The organism is Lyngbya sp. CCAP 1446/10 (assembly GCF_026130175.1).
GTDB lineage: Bacteria > Cyanobacteriota > Cyanobacteriia > Cyanobacteriales > Microcoleaceae > Microcoleus.
Genome location: NZ_JAIGNI010000148.1, coordinates 1 through 16,532, shown reverse-complemented (window position 1 = coordinate 16,532; position 16,532 = coordinate 1). Strand labels below are relative to the sequence as shown.

Here is a 16,532-nt window from a genome sequence, read left to right as displayed (position 1 = left end):
CTCAAATCGGGATATCTACGCACCAGAAGCATGGAAAATTTTCAAATCAGCGCTTGGGCGGGAGCAGGAAAAGGAGTGCTGCGATCGCTTAATCTGCGATCGGAAGAAGTAGAGCGAACCGTACTGATGTTCCTCGTCTACACTCTAACCTCCGTCGGGCTGATCTGGCTGGAACTCAGCACGGTAGGTCTGTTTTTAGACGAATTCGGTGCCGACAAAATGCCCTATATCTATATAGCCAGCGCCTTTATCGGTTCTGGTTTGGGATTTGTCTACTCGTGGCTGCAAAAAATCCTGCCGCTAAGGCGCACCGTCGTAGTGGTTCTGGCAATGATGTCGGTACCGCTATTTTTGTTTAGATTCGGCATCGGCTACGAAAATACTAAGATAGCTGGCATCAGCATCGCTTTTATTACTATTTTTTTGATGTGGCTGTGGGTGGAAGCTTGCTATGTCCTCAATGACCTGAATACTTCCATTACTTCCAACCAACTGTTTAATATTAGAGAAATCAAGCGCACCTATCCGCTAGTCAGTAGTGGTTATCTAGTGGCTGGAGTAGTCAGCGGGTTTTCTCTGCCGGTTTTGCTCTACGTAGTCGGACTCAAAAACGTTACTCTGATATCGGGGTTAATGGTGGCGACAGGCTCGCTGTTACTGTACTACCTCACGGAAAAATACCGCCAAGCATTCCCGGAAACGGCTCACTGGACAGATGACGAGGACGAAGACGACCAACAAGAATTTGCCGCCCGCAAAGTTACAGGCCCTCTGCAAAAATATGCCATACCTCTAGTCAGTTTTTTCGTCCTTGCAGAAGTCCTCTATGTGTTGGTAGATTTTCAATTTTACAGCCAGCTAGAATACCAAAACCCTTCGGACGGTGCCAGTGGAGCTAGCTGGATTGCTAGCTTTTTGGGGATTTACGAAGGTATACAAGGTCTGTTTCAAGTGGCGACTCAGTGGTTCGCTTCCAGTCGCTTGGTGGAACGAATCGGTGTGTTTGTGACGGCGATGATTTTGCCCGCGGGTATCGCCATCCTCGGCGTGCTGACCATAGGAGCATCTCTGGGCCAGCTAGTGTCTGTGTTCATCGGACTGATATTGCTGAGATTTCTGGACGAATTGCTGCACTACACGCTGTTGGAAACTGTCAGCCCGGTTTTATTCCAACCGATTCCTGACAATATTCGATCGGGTATTCAAACTCTAGTCAACGGTGTGGGCGAACCTCTGTCCTGCGGAGTGACAGGAGTTGGCATCCTGATTATGCTGTGGGTGACAGACAAGATACTGCCCCACCAAGACGAAAAGGACAAGCTATTTCACGACAACCAAAGTTTGATATTTATTGGCGTGATCGTACTTTTAGCTTTGGTGTGGGTGTTTGTAGTCTGGCTGATCCGCTCTCAATACGTGGGTTTGTTGGTCAAAAGCGCGGAACGGGGGCGCTTGGGTGTCACCGACGTTGACCTGAAAGCTCTGAAGCGCGCAGTGGTGGAAACTCTGGAAAAGCCGGGGGGCGAAGATGAAAAGCGCTCCTGCATAGAACTGCTGACGCAAATTGACCCGAAAAATGTCGGAGAAGTTTTGGCACCTATCCTGGAAGTGTTACCTTCGGCTTTGCAGCGCCAGAGCTTGGAAACAATGCTGCAACATCCGAACCCGGAATATTTAGAAGCTGTCCGCGCGCTTTCGGAGCAATCTTTGCCGCCGGAGGTGCTGGCCTTGGCTTTGCGCTACATCTGGCTGACGGAGGCTGAACCGAATATCGAAAGCTTGCGGCCTTATTTGCAGCCGATCGTCGATCCGGTGGTACGAGGTACGGCGGCTGCTTTAATTATGAGAAGGGGCGATCGCCAGCAAAAGGCAGAAGCTACTAATACGCTGCGCCAAATGCTCACCCACAAGCTGGAACGAGAACGGGTGATGGGAACGCGGGCTCTAGGAGAGGCTGATTATTTGCAAGGACTGCGGCTGTACATCCCCAATCTGTTGCAAGATGAATCTCTGCGAGTGCGCTGCGCTCTGTTAGACGTGATTTCTTCTACTCATTCGGAAGAATATTATCCTTCGTTGCTGCGCGGACTTGGTTATAAATCGACTAGGGAAGCCGCTTTGCAGGCGATCGTCAAACTTCACAATGATGCGATTCCTTTGCTCGTCTATTTGGCTGAGGACATCCACAAGTCGGATTTGGTCAGATTGCAAGCTTGGACGGCTCTCGGTCAAATTGGGACTGTGGAGGCGATCGACATTTTAGTCAGCAATTTGATGACGGCTTGGGGAACTACCAGGCGCAACATCCTCCGCATCCTATTGAAAATGCCCTCGGAAGCGGGGATAGAAGGGGTTCTAGACCGCATTGGCCGCAGCGGATTGGAAACTCTCATCGAACAGGAGTTGATGTTTATCGGTCAAATTTATGCGGCTCTGGTAGATTTGTCTGGGGTAACAACCTACAGCAATTTCTCAGAGCGAGATGTAAATAGCCCCGCACCTGCGAAGGATAACGATACGGCTCAATTGTTGCAGCGGGCTTTGGCTGGGCTGGAAGCTGATGCTAAGGAGCGATGTTTTTTGCTGATGAAGTTTCTTTATGCGTTGGACACCGTACAAGCTGCTGCTTTCAACATTGCTTCTGGCCAACCTTCTTTGGTGGCTAGGGGATTGGAAATTCTCGACAATACTGTGGATATCGCTAAGAAGCGATCGCTGATTAATTTGTTGGATCAGCACTCAGAAACAGAGAAGTTGAGCAATCTCTCCGAATTGATGGTGTACAAACCTCTATCCCCTAGCGATCGTTTGCGCCGCTTGCTAGAATTGCGCCATTTCCTTTCGGATTGGGCCTTAGCCTGCTGCTTTCACTTGGCGAGGGAAGCGCGTTGGAGTCTTACCGCCCAACAAACTCTTGTCTGTCTGCAACACCCGACGGGCTTTGTGCGCGAAGCAGTGTTAGCCTATTTGAAAATAGCTTCGCCGCGGGCTTTGCTCGAATTGTTGCCGAGGCTGCAAAATGACCCGGATAATTTGGTATCAGCTCAAGTTGAAGAGATGATGGCAGAGTTGGGGAATAGCACAAAAAGGTAAAGTTATCATTCTGAAGGAAGAAGGAAGAGGGAAGAAGGAAGAAGGAAGAGGGAAGAAAGAAAAGGGAAGAGGGAAGAAAGAAAAGGGAAGAGGGAAGAAAGAAAAAACAAGAACAACTCCTCACTCTCCCCCTCTCCCCCTCTCCCCCTCTCCCACTCTCCCCTTTTTCTTCTCCTTTGAAAGTTTAAATTAATCACTGCATCGCATTATGTTAACCAGCGTCGAACGCCTATTGTTTGTCAGGGAAGTTCCCATTTTTAAGGAACTGCGGGATGATTTTCTCGTGCGTCTAGCATCGGTGATGGATGAACTTTCGTTTCCTTCTAAGCATAGGATTTTTACGGAAGGACAGGAAGGTCGATCGCTCTATATCTTGGTATCGGGTACGGTGCGGGTGCATATAGGCGATCGGGATTTGGCACAGTTGAAAGCCGGGGCTTGTTTCGGGGAAATGTCGCTGTTTGATGCGGAACCTCGATCGGCTTCTATTTCTACTCTGGAACAATCGGAGTGTTTGATGCTGACTCAAATGCAGCTCTATGATGCGATCGATGAAACGCCGGGAATTGCTGTTAATATTATTCGCTTGCTGTCGCGCCGGATTCGTGAGTTGAATATCAAGTTGAATGCTAAAGAAGCGGTTATGCCACCGACAGAGACTGCTAGAGTTGCTGAAATGCGATGAAAGTTGGGAATTGGGAATTGGGAATTGGGAATTGGGAATTGGGAATTGGGAATTGTGTTTTATTCGAGCGACAATTAGGTAGGCAAAATTTTTCTCCCGTAAAATGCGTACTGCGCCTTACGAATTGCTAAAACCGTTTCTTTTCTTCCTTACGAATTGCTAAGCTAAAACCGTTTCTTTTCTTCCTTCTTCCTTCTTCCTTCTTCCTTCTTCCTTCTTCCTTCTTCTATCAAACAATTAAAAACCCGGTTTCTACAAGAAATCGGGTTGTTTAAATCGATGGTGAAGAGCGATTTGCTGTCTAAACTATTCGGAAAATAAAAGGGTAGCGGTAAGGTTGGTTAGGATCTTGTAAAACGTGGAGGATAGCCATGATTGTCAGTCCCCAGTGCAGGAGATAACCTAGCGGCACGAGGATAAAGCCTGCAAGCCCAAAAGTGACGACAGTTAACACCACAATCACGGTGCTGTACAGCCATACATTCAGGTGAAAATTGATGGCTTCTGTGGCGTTTTCTTTGACAACGGGGTCATCTGATACTAACAATACAGCGATCGGCGCTCCGATCGAGAACACTAAGGTACTGAAAAAAATTGCCCCGTGACACACCAGTGATAGCAGCTTCCGCTTGTCGGAGTCGTACATATTAGTTTTATTCCTTGACTTTAGTGATAATTTTACCTTTAATAGCAACTGTAGCACAGGCTATAATGGCGATCGGGTGATGATTCCCCTACCTAATTTGTGATGACAACAGAACTCGAAACTGAACTGCTAGCTGCCGTTGAGCGCCGGCGCAACTTTGCGATTATCTCGCACCCTGACGCGGGGAAAACTACTTTGACAGAAAAGCTGCTGCTTTACGGAGGTGCAATTCACGAAGCCGGTTCTGTAAAAGCGCGGCGGGCTCAGCGACACGCTACCTCTGACTGGATGGCGATGGAACAGCAGCGGGGAATTTCGATTACTTCTACTGTTTTGCAGTTTGAATATCAAAATTATCACATTAATCTGCTCGATACTCCGGGACACCAAGATTTTAGCGAAGATACTTATCGAACTCTGGCGGCGGCTGATAATGCGGTGATGCTTGAGGATGCTGCTAAGGGTTTGGAACCGCAAACTCGGAAGTTATTTGAAGTTTGTAAGCTGCGAAGTTTGCCTATTTTTACTTTCTTTAATAAGCTCGATCGCCCTAGCAGAGATCCTTTGGATTTGTTGGACGAAATTGAGAAGGAATTGGGCTTGCAGACTTATGCGGTGAATTGGCCGATCGGTACGGGCGATCGCTTTAAAGGTGTTTTCGATCGCAGAGGACGCAAAATTCACTTATTCGAGCGGACTAAACACGGTTCTCGCGCGGCTGTTGATACAGTAGTTGAATTGGGCGATCCGCGCATTGAGGATTTGTTGGAACAAGACCTTTACTATCAGCTCAAAGAAGAGTTGGAACTGTTGGATGAGTTAGGAACTGAACTCGATTTAGACTTGGTTCGCGCTGGGAAAATGACTCCGGTTTTCTTTGGTAGTGCGATGAGCAATTTTGGGGTCGAACTGTTTTTGGATGCGTTTTTAGATTACGCGATGAAGCCGATCGCCCGCAAGAGCACCGCCGGAGATTTGCCACCAACTTACGAAGATTTTACCGGGTTTGTGTTTAAATTGCAAGCGAATATGGATCCGAGACATCGCGATCGGGTGGCGTTTATTCGGGTTTGTACGGGTAAGTTTGAAAAGGACATGAACGTGACTCACGCTCGGACTGGTAAAACGGTGCGTTTGTCAAGGCCTCAAAAGTTATTTGCTCAGGATCGGGAGTCGATCGAGGTTGCGTATCCGGGCGATGTGATCGGTTTGAACAATCCGGGGGTTTTTGCGATCGGGGATACTATTTACACTGGTCAAAAGCTGGAATATGAAGGGATTCCCTGTTTTTCGCCGGAACTTTTTGCTGTTTTGAGAAATCCGAATCCTTCTAAGTTTAAGCAGTTCCGCAAAGGTGTTTCGGAGTTGCAGGAAGAGGGCGCTGTGCAAATTATGTATTCGGTGGATGAGTCGAAACGGGATCCGATTTTGGCGGCTGTGGGACAGTTGCAATTTGAGGTGGTGCAGTTCCGAATGCAGTCGGAATATAATGTGGAAACTGCGATCGAAATGTTGCCTTATAGTGTAGCTCGTTGGGTTGACGGCGGTTGGGATGCGCTGGCTAAGGTTGGACGGTTGTTTAATACTGTGACGGTGAAAGATAGTTGGGGCCGGCCGGTTTTGCTGTTTAGAAATGACTGGAATTGCCGTCAGGTGGAAGGTGAGCATCCTATTTTGAAGCTAAATGCGATCGCCCCTGTGGTTTCTGGTTTGGCTGTTAGCGCGGAGTAGGGAAACCCTGATAAGACCGGGCGAATGGAATTCGCGGCGACACAAACAAAACCCGCCTCCGCGGGTTGAGGAGAATAATCAGACCGGGCGAATGGAATTCGCGGCGACACAAACAAAACCCGCCTCCGCGGGTTGAGGAGAATAATTAGACCCGGCGGTTGAAACCGCGTCTACACAAACAAAACCCGCCTCCGCGGGTTGAAGAAAACACGATCGTTGAAATTACATTATTTTCTTTAGTCCGCGGAGGCGGACATCGTTTGTGTAGACGCGGTTTCAACCGCCGTCTCATCTTTCCAGCCACTGACGCTGGTAAGGAGTAAATCTAAAATCCCAAATTGGTTGACGGCGGGCCCCATCTGCGGCTACGCTTTTAAGTGAGAGGTTGCTTTGCTTGCACAGGAGGCAACCCGCGTCGCCCGAAAATCTAGTTGCACTGCCCAAAGCTGCGCTAACAGCAATGAGCAGCATAACCGCCAAACTGAAACCAGCAGTCTGGAGGCTAACGGAGTATCTTAACACTCTCTGTGGCCGCCCTGCTATCTGTTGAAATGCGGGGCGGCTGGATTTTTGGGTTTCCTTAGAAAACCCAAAGTCAGGAGAACATAATATGTCACAGGAATTCGTGCCCGACGAAAACTCATCCGACTGTCCAAATTCGGATTCAGCGGCGGTATCGGAACAGGATGTGCTGCTGGTAACGCTTGTGGGTTCGCCCCAAGGTGTCCGGGAGACGATTCTCACTTTGTATCGGCTGGGATTTGCTGAGGTTGGTGATTGGAGTCCCGTACAGCGGGCGGCAAATGCTGGCCAGGTGATGAGTGTGCTGATTCGTCGGAAAGTGCGATCCTCTTCGTTGGCGTAGCCCCCGTAGGGGCGGGCTGCGCTAACGGACAGTACGCCGCCAGGAAGGTAAGCTGGGAGGTTAAGTTCTGTTTAGGACTTACGCACGCGTGGCCAGAAACCGGGTTTTTTCGAGAATTCTTCGTTGTGATGCGTAGATTCGGCCAAAAACCCGGTTTCTTTGTCGGAGTGCGTCAGTCCTGCTAATCTTATTCCAAACGTTTTAATAACTCTTTAGGTGATAGAATTGGTAAGGTCGCACCGACGAAATCTCCTGCATCGCGGGTGACGATCGCCTCCAGGTTATCTGACAGCGCACAAGCTAACTGTACGGCATCTTCAAAATCGGTTAAATTAGATGCAAATGCTATTTCCAAAACTTCGCGATCGACTGCTGATACTTTCATTAATGCTAGTGTCTCAGAAATAGCTTGCCTAGCGCGATCGAGGCTGCGAGTTTGTCTTCTGACAATGTAGAAGATATTTGTTAAGGTTGTTGCTGTTACATATCCATCTATTTCCTCATTTTCGATCGCCTCAAATAAAGCATCAGCATCCTCTACAAAGGGTTCTCGCTCTAGCAAACTATCCAGGATAATGTTGGTGTCTATTAATACCTTCATTTTAGGTATTTCTCCACCAAACGTTCTTCTAACATGGCTGCAACTTCGGCATCTGTTGGAGGTGGCGTATCGGTTTTTGCTAGCCCTCTGAGTCGCTTGGCCGCACCTTTGCGATCGTTCCCAAATCTAATTTTAACTTCATTTGTTGGGGGTGGTGTATCAGTTTTTGGTAGCCCCGTCATCGGTTCCACGAAGTTATCTGGTAAAGATTGTGGGGGTTTTAGTTCCCGTCTGATGGACTCAACAATCGCATTGACTAGAGCTAATCTGTCGGTAACTGATAGTTTGTGCGCTTCTCGGCTTAAGGGCACCCAAGGTATTTGGGGTATTTGGGATTCGTTCATATTTTTGATATTTTGATATTTTATGGGTCTATTTTAGCAGATAAGACCCGGCGGTTGAAACCGCGTCTACACAAACAAAACCCGCCTCCGCGGGTTGAAGAAAATGCGATCGTTTAAATTACCTTATTTTCTTTAGTCCGCGGAGGCGGACATCGTTTGTGTAGACGCGGTTTCAACCGCCTACGCGCGTAGCCAGAAACCGGGTTTTTCCCTTGAATACTCGTTGTGATGCGTAGATGCGGCCAAAAACCCGGTTTCTTTAAACGTTTTTATTAAAACAAACTGATAATACCGCTATTAGGAGTGTCACTTAAAGCTGCGATCGCATCATAGTTCTCTCTTAGTAGCCGCTCGATATCCCGCGTCGAGCAATTTCCCCGCCGTATTCAAATTACCTTGGGAGGAAACCCCAACAATAGACTCAATTCGCTAAAATCCACATTCTTGGTAACGACAATATAGTCATGCTGACGAGCATAATCCCAAACTTCGCGATCTGGTGCGGTAGGTAATCCAATTGCATCAACATGAGCGGAATCTGGATAAATGTCAGCCAGGAGATTGATGAGACGAGGAAAGAGATTTTGGTCAAACAACAGTAGTTTCATCACCCAACAACTAACATAAACTGCTCTCGTTTAGCTGCGAAACTTAAGCAAGCTAAAATATCCTGTTGCGTGAGATAGGGAAAATCATCTAGGATTTCTTGATAAGTCATGCCAGAAGCGAGATATTCCAACACGTCGTAAACCGTAATTCTCATACCTCGAATACAAGGTTTACCACCTCGCTTACCCGGTTCGATCGTAATGATCTTAGCGATGTCTTGTTCTGACATGGCATTTTTCCTTTAACTACTGTTCTCAATTTTAGCATCAAAAGATAAGACCCGGCGGTTGAAACCGCGTCTACACAAACAAAACCCGCCTCCGCGGGTTGAAGAAAACACGATCGTTGAAATGCCGTTGAAATTACGTTATTTTCTTTAGTCTGCGGAGGCGGACATCGTTTGTGTAGACGCGGTTTCAACCGCCGTTTACGGACGCGCGGGTGGCCAGAAACCGGGTTTTTTCGAGAATACTTGGTTGTGATGCGTAGATTTGGGAAAAAACCCGGTTTCTTTGTGGGAGTGGGTAAGTTTTGCATGGGTGGCCAGAAACCGGGTTTTTATCTGGGGCCAGTAGTTTGTGTGACGACTCGTTATCCTTATTGTGTGTTGAATTTGGAGTGATTAGTCTGCGAGACTGATGTGTGGCGCTAGACAAACGAAGTCCGCACAGGCGGACTTTCTGTTTTTAAGTCTTGGAGGAGGTACGGGAAGTGCGATCAGTCTTTGATGCACTATTCGTGTGGTTGTGATAGAATGCAAGTAAACTAACTTTGATTAGTGAAAGTCAGCCAACTGCTGCGAGGTTAAATACTATGACACAGTTTGTTTTGGATAGATTTCAAGCTTTCAGCTCTAGTTTTAAAAGCGAAATAGAGGAAGCTCGGCAAAAGTTTGAAGCGGAATTTGTTACTTCTGAATTTTACACTTTAAATTTGAAAGTTTATATCAAAATAGATGAAATAAATCGTTTAGTAGATGAAGGTTTCAATTCTAAAGATCCATTTCTGATTTCAAAGAAGTTTCAAGAAGCGCATGAACTCCTACTTGATATAGCCAACAATTATCAAAAAGTTGATTCAGATGAAAAAGTAAACAATATAATCAAAGATTTTAGCAATGATTTAAAGGCTCTTCAAATGTCTTTTGAGGCTTTTAACTTGATGATTTTAGGTGGGAATAAAACTACAAAAGATCCCATAGATAGGTACGTACATTATATTAGAGCATATCAGCTATTTCGAGAAGTTGCTACTAATTATTGGGATCATATTCCGCTTGAGGCTCGAAAATTTATTGCAGATATTGCTTACTTTTTAGTAAAAAACTTATTGATTCCTCATAGGAAAATTCTCAAATCTGAAGCATCTTCACTTCTTTCCGTATTTGAACAAGATCAAGACCTTCAAATACTTAATAAAAAGCAACTAGAAAATCTTTCTATTTCTGTAGGGGAAAGTTCCAAATTAAATTCCTTAGAGGAGATAAGTAACTACCTACCCGGAGTAGAAGGGGTGGTAAATATAGCTGTGGAGCAAACTAGGAAGTGGATGGAATTGGGTATAGATATTAGCGACCCGTGTGTGGTAACACCTTTAGAAGAGATGGCAGACAACTATCCAGAAATTGCTGAATACTGCAACGATCTTTTAATAGAAATGGTGAAAGAACAAATGAATCAAATAAAAAGTTCCTCGCCTGACATAAACGAAGAAATTTTAGATGAGTTTTGATGATAAAATTTTAAAGAAAAAGTATGATTAAGTATTTATGACTTGGGAACAATTTTTAGCTGAAGGAGATTATGCTGTAACACTTATTCGCAATGGACTGAGGAAACGGGGAATTAATGCAGGAGAGTCTTTTGTTACTCAGTTTAATACTGACGAAGATATTCCTGTGTATGATAATTTAGGCAATAAAATTTTTTGGATATCTGTAAAAACAGTGTTTCAGTCTATTACAGATCCGATTCGACAAATGCCGCCCGGTTATAAAGGTTGGATGTGCGGTGAAGTAGAAAGTAAACAATGGGTAAACCCGCCAGCAGTAGTTATTTGGTACTGTCGAAATACCAGCACAGCTTGGGGAGCAATAACGCCAACACGTCCCAGTACCAAGTGGATTATTTATCCAGATAGATACGGTACAAAAATAGACAAACGCAAAACAGCAGCGACAGGTGAAACTCATTATATTTACCCTTCTTATTGTGTGCCAACTTCTGAAATAATTAGTAAAGATGAAGTTATCAACTATATTCAGCAGTTATCCATATCATGTTAATTCACAATGATACAAAGCTTGTCAGGTGTGGAAATAAAAATTGCCGCCAACAACATCAATCAATGTTGGAGTGCGTCAGCCGATAAAATAAGTATTGTTTGTTTTGCGAGTCCTGTTTTCCCGGTGCGTCGCTATGAGATTCTCGATCGCATCCAGGGATTTTTATAAGGCGACGCACCCTACAACTTTGTCGGAGTGGGTAAGTCTGGCGCGGGTGGCCAGAAACCGGGTTTTTATGACAATATTGGTGGTGATTCGCAGATTTGGGAAAAAACCCGGTTTCTTTGTCGGAGTGGGTAAGTCGTGCGCGGGTGGCCAGAAACCGGGTTTTTATGACAATATTGGTGGTGATTCGCAGATTTTGGGAAAAACCCGGTTTCTTTGTCGGAGTGGGTAAATCTTGTTAGTGATTAAGCAATATTGTAGGGGCCCGTGAGCCAACAATATCGGCCAATAATTGACAATCTTAAAAACCCGCCCCCTCTCAACGCAAATACCAATAAACTTTTTATGCAATCGGGGTTGGTTGGTTGGGTGGGGGCGGGTTTATGAATATTTGCGATGTGAATCAAAGATCGTTGGTGAACCCGCCCCTACAGGAATTACGGTCGATCGGACACGATATTACATCAAGTATTTTCACCCAAATTATCGAGAACTTGTTGCAGCGTATCGCGTCTATTGCGAAGACTATCGTTGTTAGGAACAATGGCTAAAGCTCGATTAAACATTTCCAAAGCCTCTTGCCAACTCTTGAGTGCTTCCTGTCTCTCAGATAATTGTTCTTGCAAATCACCCAGACTTCGCAGCGCATTCCCTTTGTTATTGAGATGACTGGGAGAATCCAGTACAATAAGTAAAGCAGAATTATAAGCAGATATCGCATCTGAGTAAGATTGTTTGGCCGCCTCAAACTCACTTAGCTTTGCTTGCAATTTAGCCAGACTGTGCAGCGCAATCCCTTTGCTGTTCAGAGGATTGAGAGAATCCGGTGCAATAACTAAAGCAGAATTCAAGACTGCGATCGCCTCTAAGTAAGACTGTTTTGCCGCCTCAAATTCACTTAGCTCTGCTTGCAATGTACCCAGAAATTCCAGCGCAATCCCTTTGTTATTGAGATCGCCGGTAGAATCCGGTGCAATAATTAAAGCAGAATTATAGGAATCGATCGCATCAAAGTAAGACTGTTTTGCTGCCTCAAATTCACTTAGCCGTGCTTGCAAATCACCCAGACTTCCCAGCGCATTCCCTTTGCTGTTGAGAGCATACTTATTATCCGGTGCAATAAGTAAAGCAGAATTCAAGATTCCGATCGCATCTGAGTAAGACTGTTTGGCAGCCTCAAATTCTCTTAGGCTTGTCTGCACACCACCCAAAGACCACAGCACCAGCCCTTTAGTGTTGAAAACACTAATATAATCCGGTGAAATAAGTAAAACTAAATTACAGGTAGCGAGCGCATCTGAGAAAGACTGTTTTGCAGCCTCAAATTCTCCTATACCTGTCTGTAACTGACCCAGACTTAGCAGCACAAACCCTTTGCTGCGGAGCGTATTTCGATCGTCAGGATTTGTGATGAGTGCGCGATCGTAAGCTGCAACTGCCTCTAAATACTCTTGTTTTGCTTCTGCATATCGATCTAATACAGTATAGTAAAATCCTTCAGCTCGTGAAATCAGTCCCAGCAAATAATCACTTTTAATCCACAACTCCTGTCTAACTCCTAGCAGCGACTTGCATTCCCCATAACGACTCTTGTTCAAAGCTCCATTAAACACCTCTTCCCATTCCTTCACACCCCGCTCCCAATCCAAGCGATTAGCATGATAAATCGCCTCAGCCTTATTCCCCAATTCCCGATAATGCCCCTCTAAAACCCCATGAGCCCTGCGAGTTTTCTCATTATCCCTATCCGCATCCAAGCGCCGCAATATATCGTGAATCCGATACCAATTATCCCCCCACTTTTCCGATTTCCACACAAACGAAAAACTCGTCAAAATCTCAAAATTTGCACTGCTAGCCTGGAAGTGACAACCTACTCCCAATCTCATGTACAAATCCTCATCAAAAGCGCGGCAAGCACTCAAAGAATGCACAGCCGATCGCACTTCGCGATCCACATACATCAACAAACGATCCGTTAACTCCGCCGTCTTATTTTCCAACTTCGGAATCCGCGCAAAATCCGACGACAGCAACTCCATCCCCCTGCGCCTTTCAGCCAGCACCACATCCGCGCACAAACCCAAATAAAACGGATGCACCTGCAAATTCTCCCAACAATCATCGGGATTAACGCTGGCATATTTAATCACAGCATCCGCCAAATCCGGCAGATCAATCTCCACTTTATGCAAATAATCCTTAGCATCAGCCGGAGACAAATGCCAAACCAATTGTGCATCGATATAATGTTCAGGAATTGGAAACCTCGACGCAGTGGGCCACCGCAATTGTGCGACTGGGGAATCACGCCCCGCCACCGCCACCACAATCCCCAATTTGTAATCCAATGCCCTCAGCAACCGCCGAAACCACTCATCTTGATACCAAAACTTTTCACCCTGAGAATTGCGTTTTTCATCCCACAATTTCTCGTGAGTATCAAACAGCATCACAAGGCGTTCTGGTTTGTGTTTTCCAGCCATTGCCGCATTCAAATCGCCCGCAAACAATTTCGGCAAACAGTCGATTAACTCAATATCAATATCTTTACGGCGAATTTCATCAGCTTGTTCATCGCTGACACCGAGGCGCGTTTGAATTAATTTCATCGTGCGCTTAATCCCGCCGAATTTATCAATCAATTTCAGCCCCGCCGCCACTTGCGACACCACGGGAAATCCGGCAAAGGTTTCCACTACAGGTGTCAAAAAATCAATCAAATCGTTGGGGAAAAGTTGGTTGAGAGTTGCGTCAGACTCGCCTTTGTTCAGCAAATACCAAAAGCAAGCAAAGTCATAATTAGGAAAATTAAATTTATATTTCTTGGCTGATTCTGCCAGATTGCGCCGCAGCATCAGCAAACCGTAAAATCTATCTTGCGGTTTATCTTCCTTAATCGGTATCAAGCCGAAGTCGTGCCGCACTACGGGGATGGGAGTGTAGGTTTTGGGTTTTGCGTAGCGGACAAAATCGGCAACTTCGGCGGCTTTTGCTTCTGGGATTTCTCGCAATTCTTGCCACACCTGCGGGGGGAATTTTTTGCAGCAGTGAAACTGCAAGTGTTTTAGCAGCAAGGATTTGCCGTTTCCTCCATCTCCGTAAAAATACAAAATTTGTTCGCGGGGCTGGTCTTCGTTTAAATAAAAGGCAAATCGGCGCGTAAATTCGTGTCTGTCTGTGAAAAGTTGCAGTTTGCGATCGCCCGCGATCGATTCTGTTTCAAAGTCTTCGTCGTCTATTGGCATAGTTGTTCGGGTGTGGTGGTGGGGATTTTGGGTGTGGGCTTTGCTGTTATTTTAACTCGAAAGATAAGACCGGGCGAATGGAATTCGCGTCTACACAAACAAAACCCGCCTCCGCGGGTTGAAGAAAACACGAGCGTTGAAATTACGTTATTTTCTTCAGTCCGCGTCGGCGGACATCGTTTGTGTAGACGCGGTTTCAACCGCCGTCTCATCTTTCCAGCCGCTGACGCTGGTAACGAGTAAATCGAAAATCTAAGATCCAAAATCTAAAATCTAAAATCGTTATCAAACTCTCCCAAACATTGACAATCAATCAAATTTAGACTATTTTTACACAAAATAAAGCCCCCTAAGAAAACTATAATATAATAATTGCTGGCGTTCAAACAAGCTTTTAATTATAATATAAAATTTATTTAGGGAGTTTTTTTCATTTTATCTTTTATTGGTTTTAAGAATAAAAACAAGAGACTAGATGAAGTTCTTAACATTTCCTAGTAGATGTAAAAAGAGTTTTGGGAGATCGTTATTTACTATTAGACAGTAAAAGTCTGAATCTGGTTTGGCGATAATTCAACTCCTCTGACAGTGGCTACAATTGCATCTTGGCGCCCTGTCGGCAGAGCACTTCGGAGAAAGTTTATACCTTGACCTTCTGGAACTCGAGAATTAATTGCGCCAGCGGATCCTGGTGCAAAATACTGATTGACTATTGTACGACCACCAGATACTGGGAATGCCAGCGTGTCTCCTGGATCTATACTCAGGATATTTACACCATCAGTCCCTGCTGTCGCGACTTTATCTCCCACCTGGATTAATTCATTAGTTCCATTACCAAGATTCAGAGACTGGCGAGGTAACGCCACACTAGTCGCTTCTGGAAGCCTGACACTCACAGGAGTAGGAGTTGTAATTGGAGGAATCACTGGAACCACGGGAGTAGGAGTTGTAATTGGAGGTATAACAGGAGTCGGTGTAGTTATAGCTTCTACCACTCCGTTTACGACGATGAAGTTTCCAATCAAACGATCGGATTGTGGATTAAAATCTGGGATTTGGTCTCCTACATTTAACCCATCAAAAGTATCGCTACCTTCGCCTCCGAAGAGAAAATCGATACCTTCACCTCCATCTATCAAATCATCATTTTTACCGCCGTAGAGAGTATCGTTGCCTAAACCACCGCGAACAGTGTCGTTTCCTTGATCGCCCCGCAGAAAATCGTCTCCCGCGTCACCGAAAACATTATCATTATCTTTACCTGCAAAGATAGTATCACTAGAGCCTTCCCCCCCAAGATTATCTTCGCCTTGAAGTCCAAAAATAATGCCCGATGCTTTAATTGTGTCATTGCCGCTGCTTCCGATGAACGCACCGGCGTATTCACCGTCAGGTATAGTGTTAAGTATGCTTGCAACTCGGACATCGTTGCCGCCGATAAGAGTATCAACATCAGAGAATTCTTGAAATGATTCCTTGTTAGGCATGGTTGTTTTTCCTTTTTTGCATCAACTGTCAAAACATCAACTTTTCGGTTAGTTCTTGCTGCCAACTAATCCGATTTAAACCCATCGCTAGGGAGTTCGCCGCAGACCCTATATCGCGAAAGGGTTTGAGGCATCAAATCGACGCACCTACTTTATTAGGATAGCAGAATCGACAAAAAAAAGGGTAGTGCCCGCTCAGGAAAGGCTCAGAACAAAACCGAATTCAAAGAAAAGTAGGCATCTAGAGTTGTAAACTAGCATTATAATGATGCACAAAACTCCAAAGGGAAGCAATATGATTTTCCAATTTCTTAGAGAAGGATAAGCTCTTTCTCACCCATCGAGATGCTCGTTGTCAAATGGTGCAGTTAAATCGCTCGATATAGCTGGTACAACCACTATCGAGAGTCTACACTATGATGACGTTTACTGGGCAATACAGAATCATAGGCACTCCAATGATCAATACTTCGGACAGTTTTGGAATAGGGACGCTCCGCGAGCAGAGCTAAAAAAGTCACTGGTATCTTAACGCAAAAGAAAAAAAAAAGGGTGTAATTTAATTATAAGCAAACATTAGATTGAATGGGCGATTGAAATCGCGTCAATACGAATCAAATTCACTCGGCGATTGAAATCGCGTCGTATCCGCTCAATAAATCGGGGTAACAGCAAAAAAGAAGGTTCACAATCTAGCCACAGCATGGTAAAATACAAAACATGACGCAAAAAACATCTGGTGACAAATTAGTAGAAACCTTACTGCAAAGC

General features: G+C 45.3%; 15 protein-coding genes and 1 pseudogene. 7 read left to right on the top strand and 9 right to left on the bottom strand.

The annotated features are described in order from the left end of the window. The first annotated feature begins 30 nt into the window (after positions 1-30). A complete protein-coding gene (locus tag K4039_RS27030) occupies positions 31-3,093 on the top strand; it encodes a HEAT repeat domain-containing protein (RefSeq protein WP_265239583.1) in 3,063 nt (1,020 codons plus the stop codon). Between the two features lie 208 nt (positions 3,094-3,301). Beyond that, entirely contained in the window at positions 3,302-3,778 is a 477-nt protein-coding gene (locus tag K4039_RS27025) for a Crp/Fnr family transcriptional regulator (protein WP_265239582.1), read from the top strand. A 301-nt stretch (positions 3,779-4,079) separates the two neighbouring features. Here K4039_RS27025 and K4039_RS27020 read toward each other — a convergent pair whose 3' ends face one another. Further along, complete coding sequence (locus K4039_RS27020) at positions 4,080-4,424, bottom strand: DUF4870 domain-containing protein (protein ID WP_265239581.1); 345 nt, start codon at positions 4,422-4,424, stop codon at positions 4,080-4,082. A gap of 102 nt (positions 4,425-4,526) precedes the next feature. On the opposite strand from K4039_RS27020, the gene prfC reads away from it, so the two are divergent. Further along, positions 4,527-6,155, top strand: a complete 1,629-nt coding sequence (prfC, locus tag K4039_RS27015) for a peptide chain release factor 3 (RefSeq protein ID WP_265239580.1) — start codon at positions 4,527-4,529, stop codon at positions 6,153-6,155. Between the two features lie 288 nt (positions 6,156-6,443). Here prfC and K4039_RS27010 read toward each other — a convergent pair whose 3' ends face one another. Further along, on the bottom strand, positions 6,444-6,677 hold the full coding sequence (locus K4039_RS27010) for a hypothetical protein (protein WP_265239579.1): 234 nt from the start codon (positions 6,675-6,677) through the stop codon (positions 6,444-6,446). An 88-nt stretch (positions 6,678-6,765) separates the two neighbouring features. Here K4039_RS27010 and K4039_RS27005 point away from each other — a divergent pair, with 88 nt between their 5' ends. Beyond that, complete coding sequence (locus K4039_RS27005; protein ID WP_265239578.1) at positions 6,766-7,020, top strand: hypothetical protein; 255 nt, start codon at positions 6,766-6,768, stop codon at positions 7,018-7,020. A 187-nt stretch (positions 7,021-7,207) separates the two neighbouring features. Here K4039_RS27005 and K4039_RS27000 read toward each other — a convergent pair whose 3' ends face one another. From K4039_RS27000 to K4039_RS26985, 4 genes are all read right to left on the bottom strand, one after another. After that, positions 7,208-7,621, bottom strand: a complete 414-nt coding sequence (locus tag K4039_RS27000) for a PIN domain-containing protein (protein ID WP_265239577.1) — start codon at positions 7,619-7,621, stop codon at positions 7,208-7,210. After that, on the bottom strand, positions 7,618-7,965 hold the full coding sequence (locus tag K4039_RS26995) for a hypothetical protein (protein WP_265239576.1): 348 nt from the start codon (positions 7,963-7,965) through the stop codon (positions 7,618-7,620). Before K4039_RS26995 ends, K4039_RS27000 begins: the two co-directional genes overlap by 4 nt. A gap of 386 nt (positions 7,966-8,351) precedes the next feature. Continuing rightward, on the bottom strand, positions 8,352-8,573 hold the full coding sequence (locus tag K4039_RS26990; RefSeq protein ID WP_265239575.1) for a DUF5615 family PIN-like protein: 222 nt from the start codon (positions 8,571-8,573) through the stop codon (positions 8,352-8,354). Then, positions 8,573-8,803 (bottom strand): DUF433 domain-containing protein, encoded by a 231-nt coding sequence (locus K4039_RS26985; protein ID WP_265239574.1) that lies wholly within the window; start codon positions 8,801-8,803, stop codon positions 8,573-8,575. The genes K4039_RS26990 and K4039_RS26985 overlap by 1 nt, the downstream gene beginning before the upstream one ends. A 584-nt stretch (positions 8,804-9,387) precedes the next feature. Between K4039_RS26985 and K4039_RS26980 the strand changes: the two genes are divergently transcribed. The 3 genes from K4039_RS26980 to K4039_RS26970 are packed head-to-tail and all read left to right on the top strand — an operon-like array spanning position 9,388 to position 11,026. Further along, complete coding sequence (locus K4039_RS26980; protein ID WP_265239573.1) at positions 9,388-10,305, top strand: hypothetical protein; 918 nt, start codon at positions 9,388-9,390, stop codon at positions 10,303-10,305. A gap of 37 nt (positions 10,306-10,342) precedes the next feature. Continuing rightward, positions 10,343-10,858, top strand: coding sequence for a hypothetical protein (locus K4039_RS26975; protein ID WP_265239572.1), 516 nt, complete (start codon positions 10,343-10,345; stop codon positions 10,856-10,858). Positions 10,859-10,864: 6 nt separating this feature from the next. Then, a complete protein-coding gene (locus tag K4039_RS26970; RefSeq protein WP_265239571.1) occupies positions 10,865-11,026 on the top strand; it encodes a hypothetical protein in 162 nt (53 codons plus the stop codon). A gap of 461 nt (positions 11,027-11,487) precedes the next feature. Here the strand turns inward: K4039_RS26970 and K4039_RS26965 are convergent, their stop codons facing one another. From K4039_RS26965 to K4039_RS26955, 3 genes and pseudogenes are all read right to left on the bottom strand, one after another. Continuing rightward, positions 11,488-14,271, bottom strand: a complete 2,784-nt coding sequence (locus K4039_RS26965) for a tetratricopeptide repeat protein (protein WP_265239570.1) — start codon at positions 14,269-14,271, stop codon at positions 11,488-11,490. A gap of 536 nt (positions 14,272-14,807) precedes the next feature. After that, positions 14,808-15,761: a calcium-binding protein gene (locus tag K4039_RS26960; RefSeq protein WP_265239569.1), complete on the bottom strand. Its 954-nt coding sequence runs from the start codon at positions 15,759-15,761 to the stop codon at positions 14,808-14,810. A 241-nt stretch (positions 15,762-16,002) separates the two neighbouring features. After that, positions 16,003-16,225, bottom strand: a pseudogene (locus K4039_RS26955) (IS1 family transposase); the annotation flags it as partial. Positions 16,226-16,532: the final 307 nt, after the last annotated feature.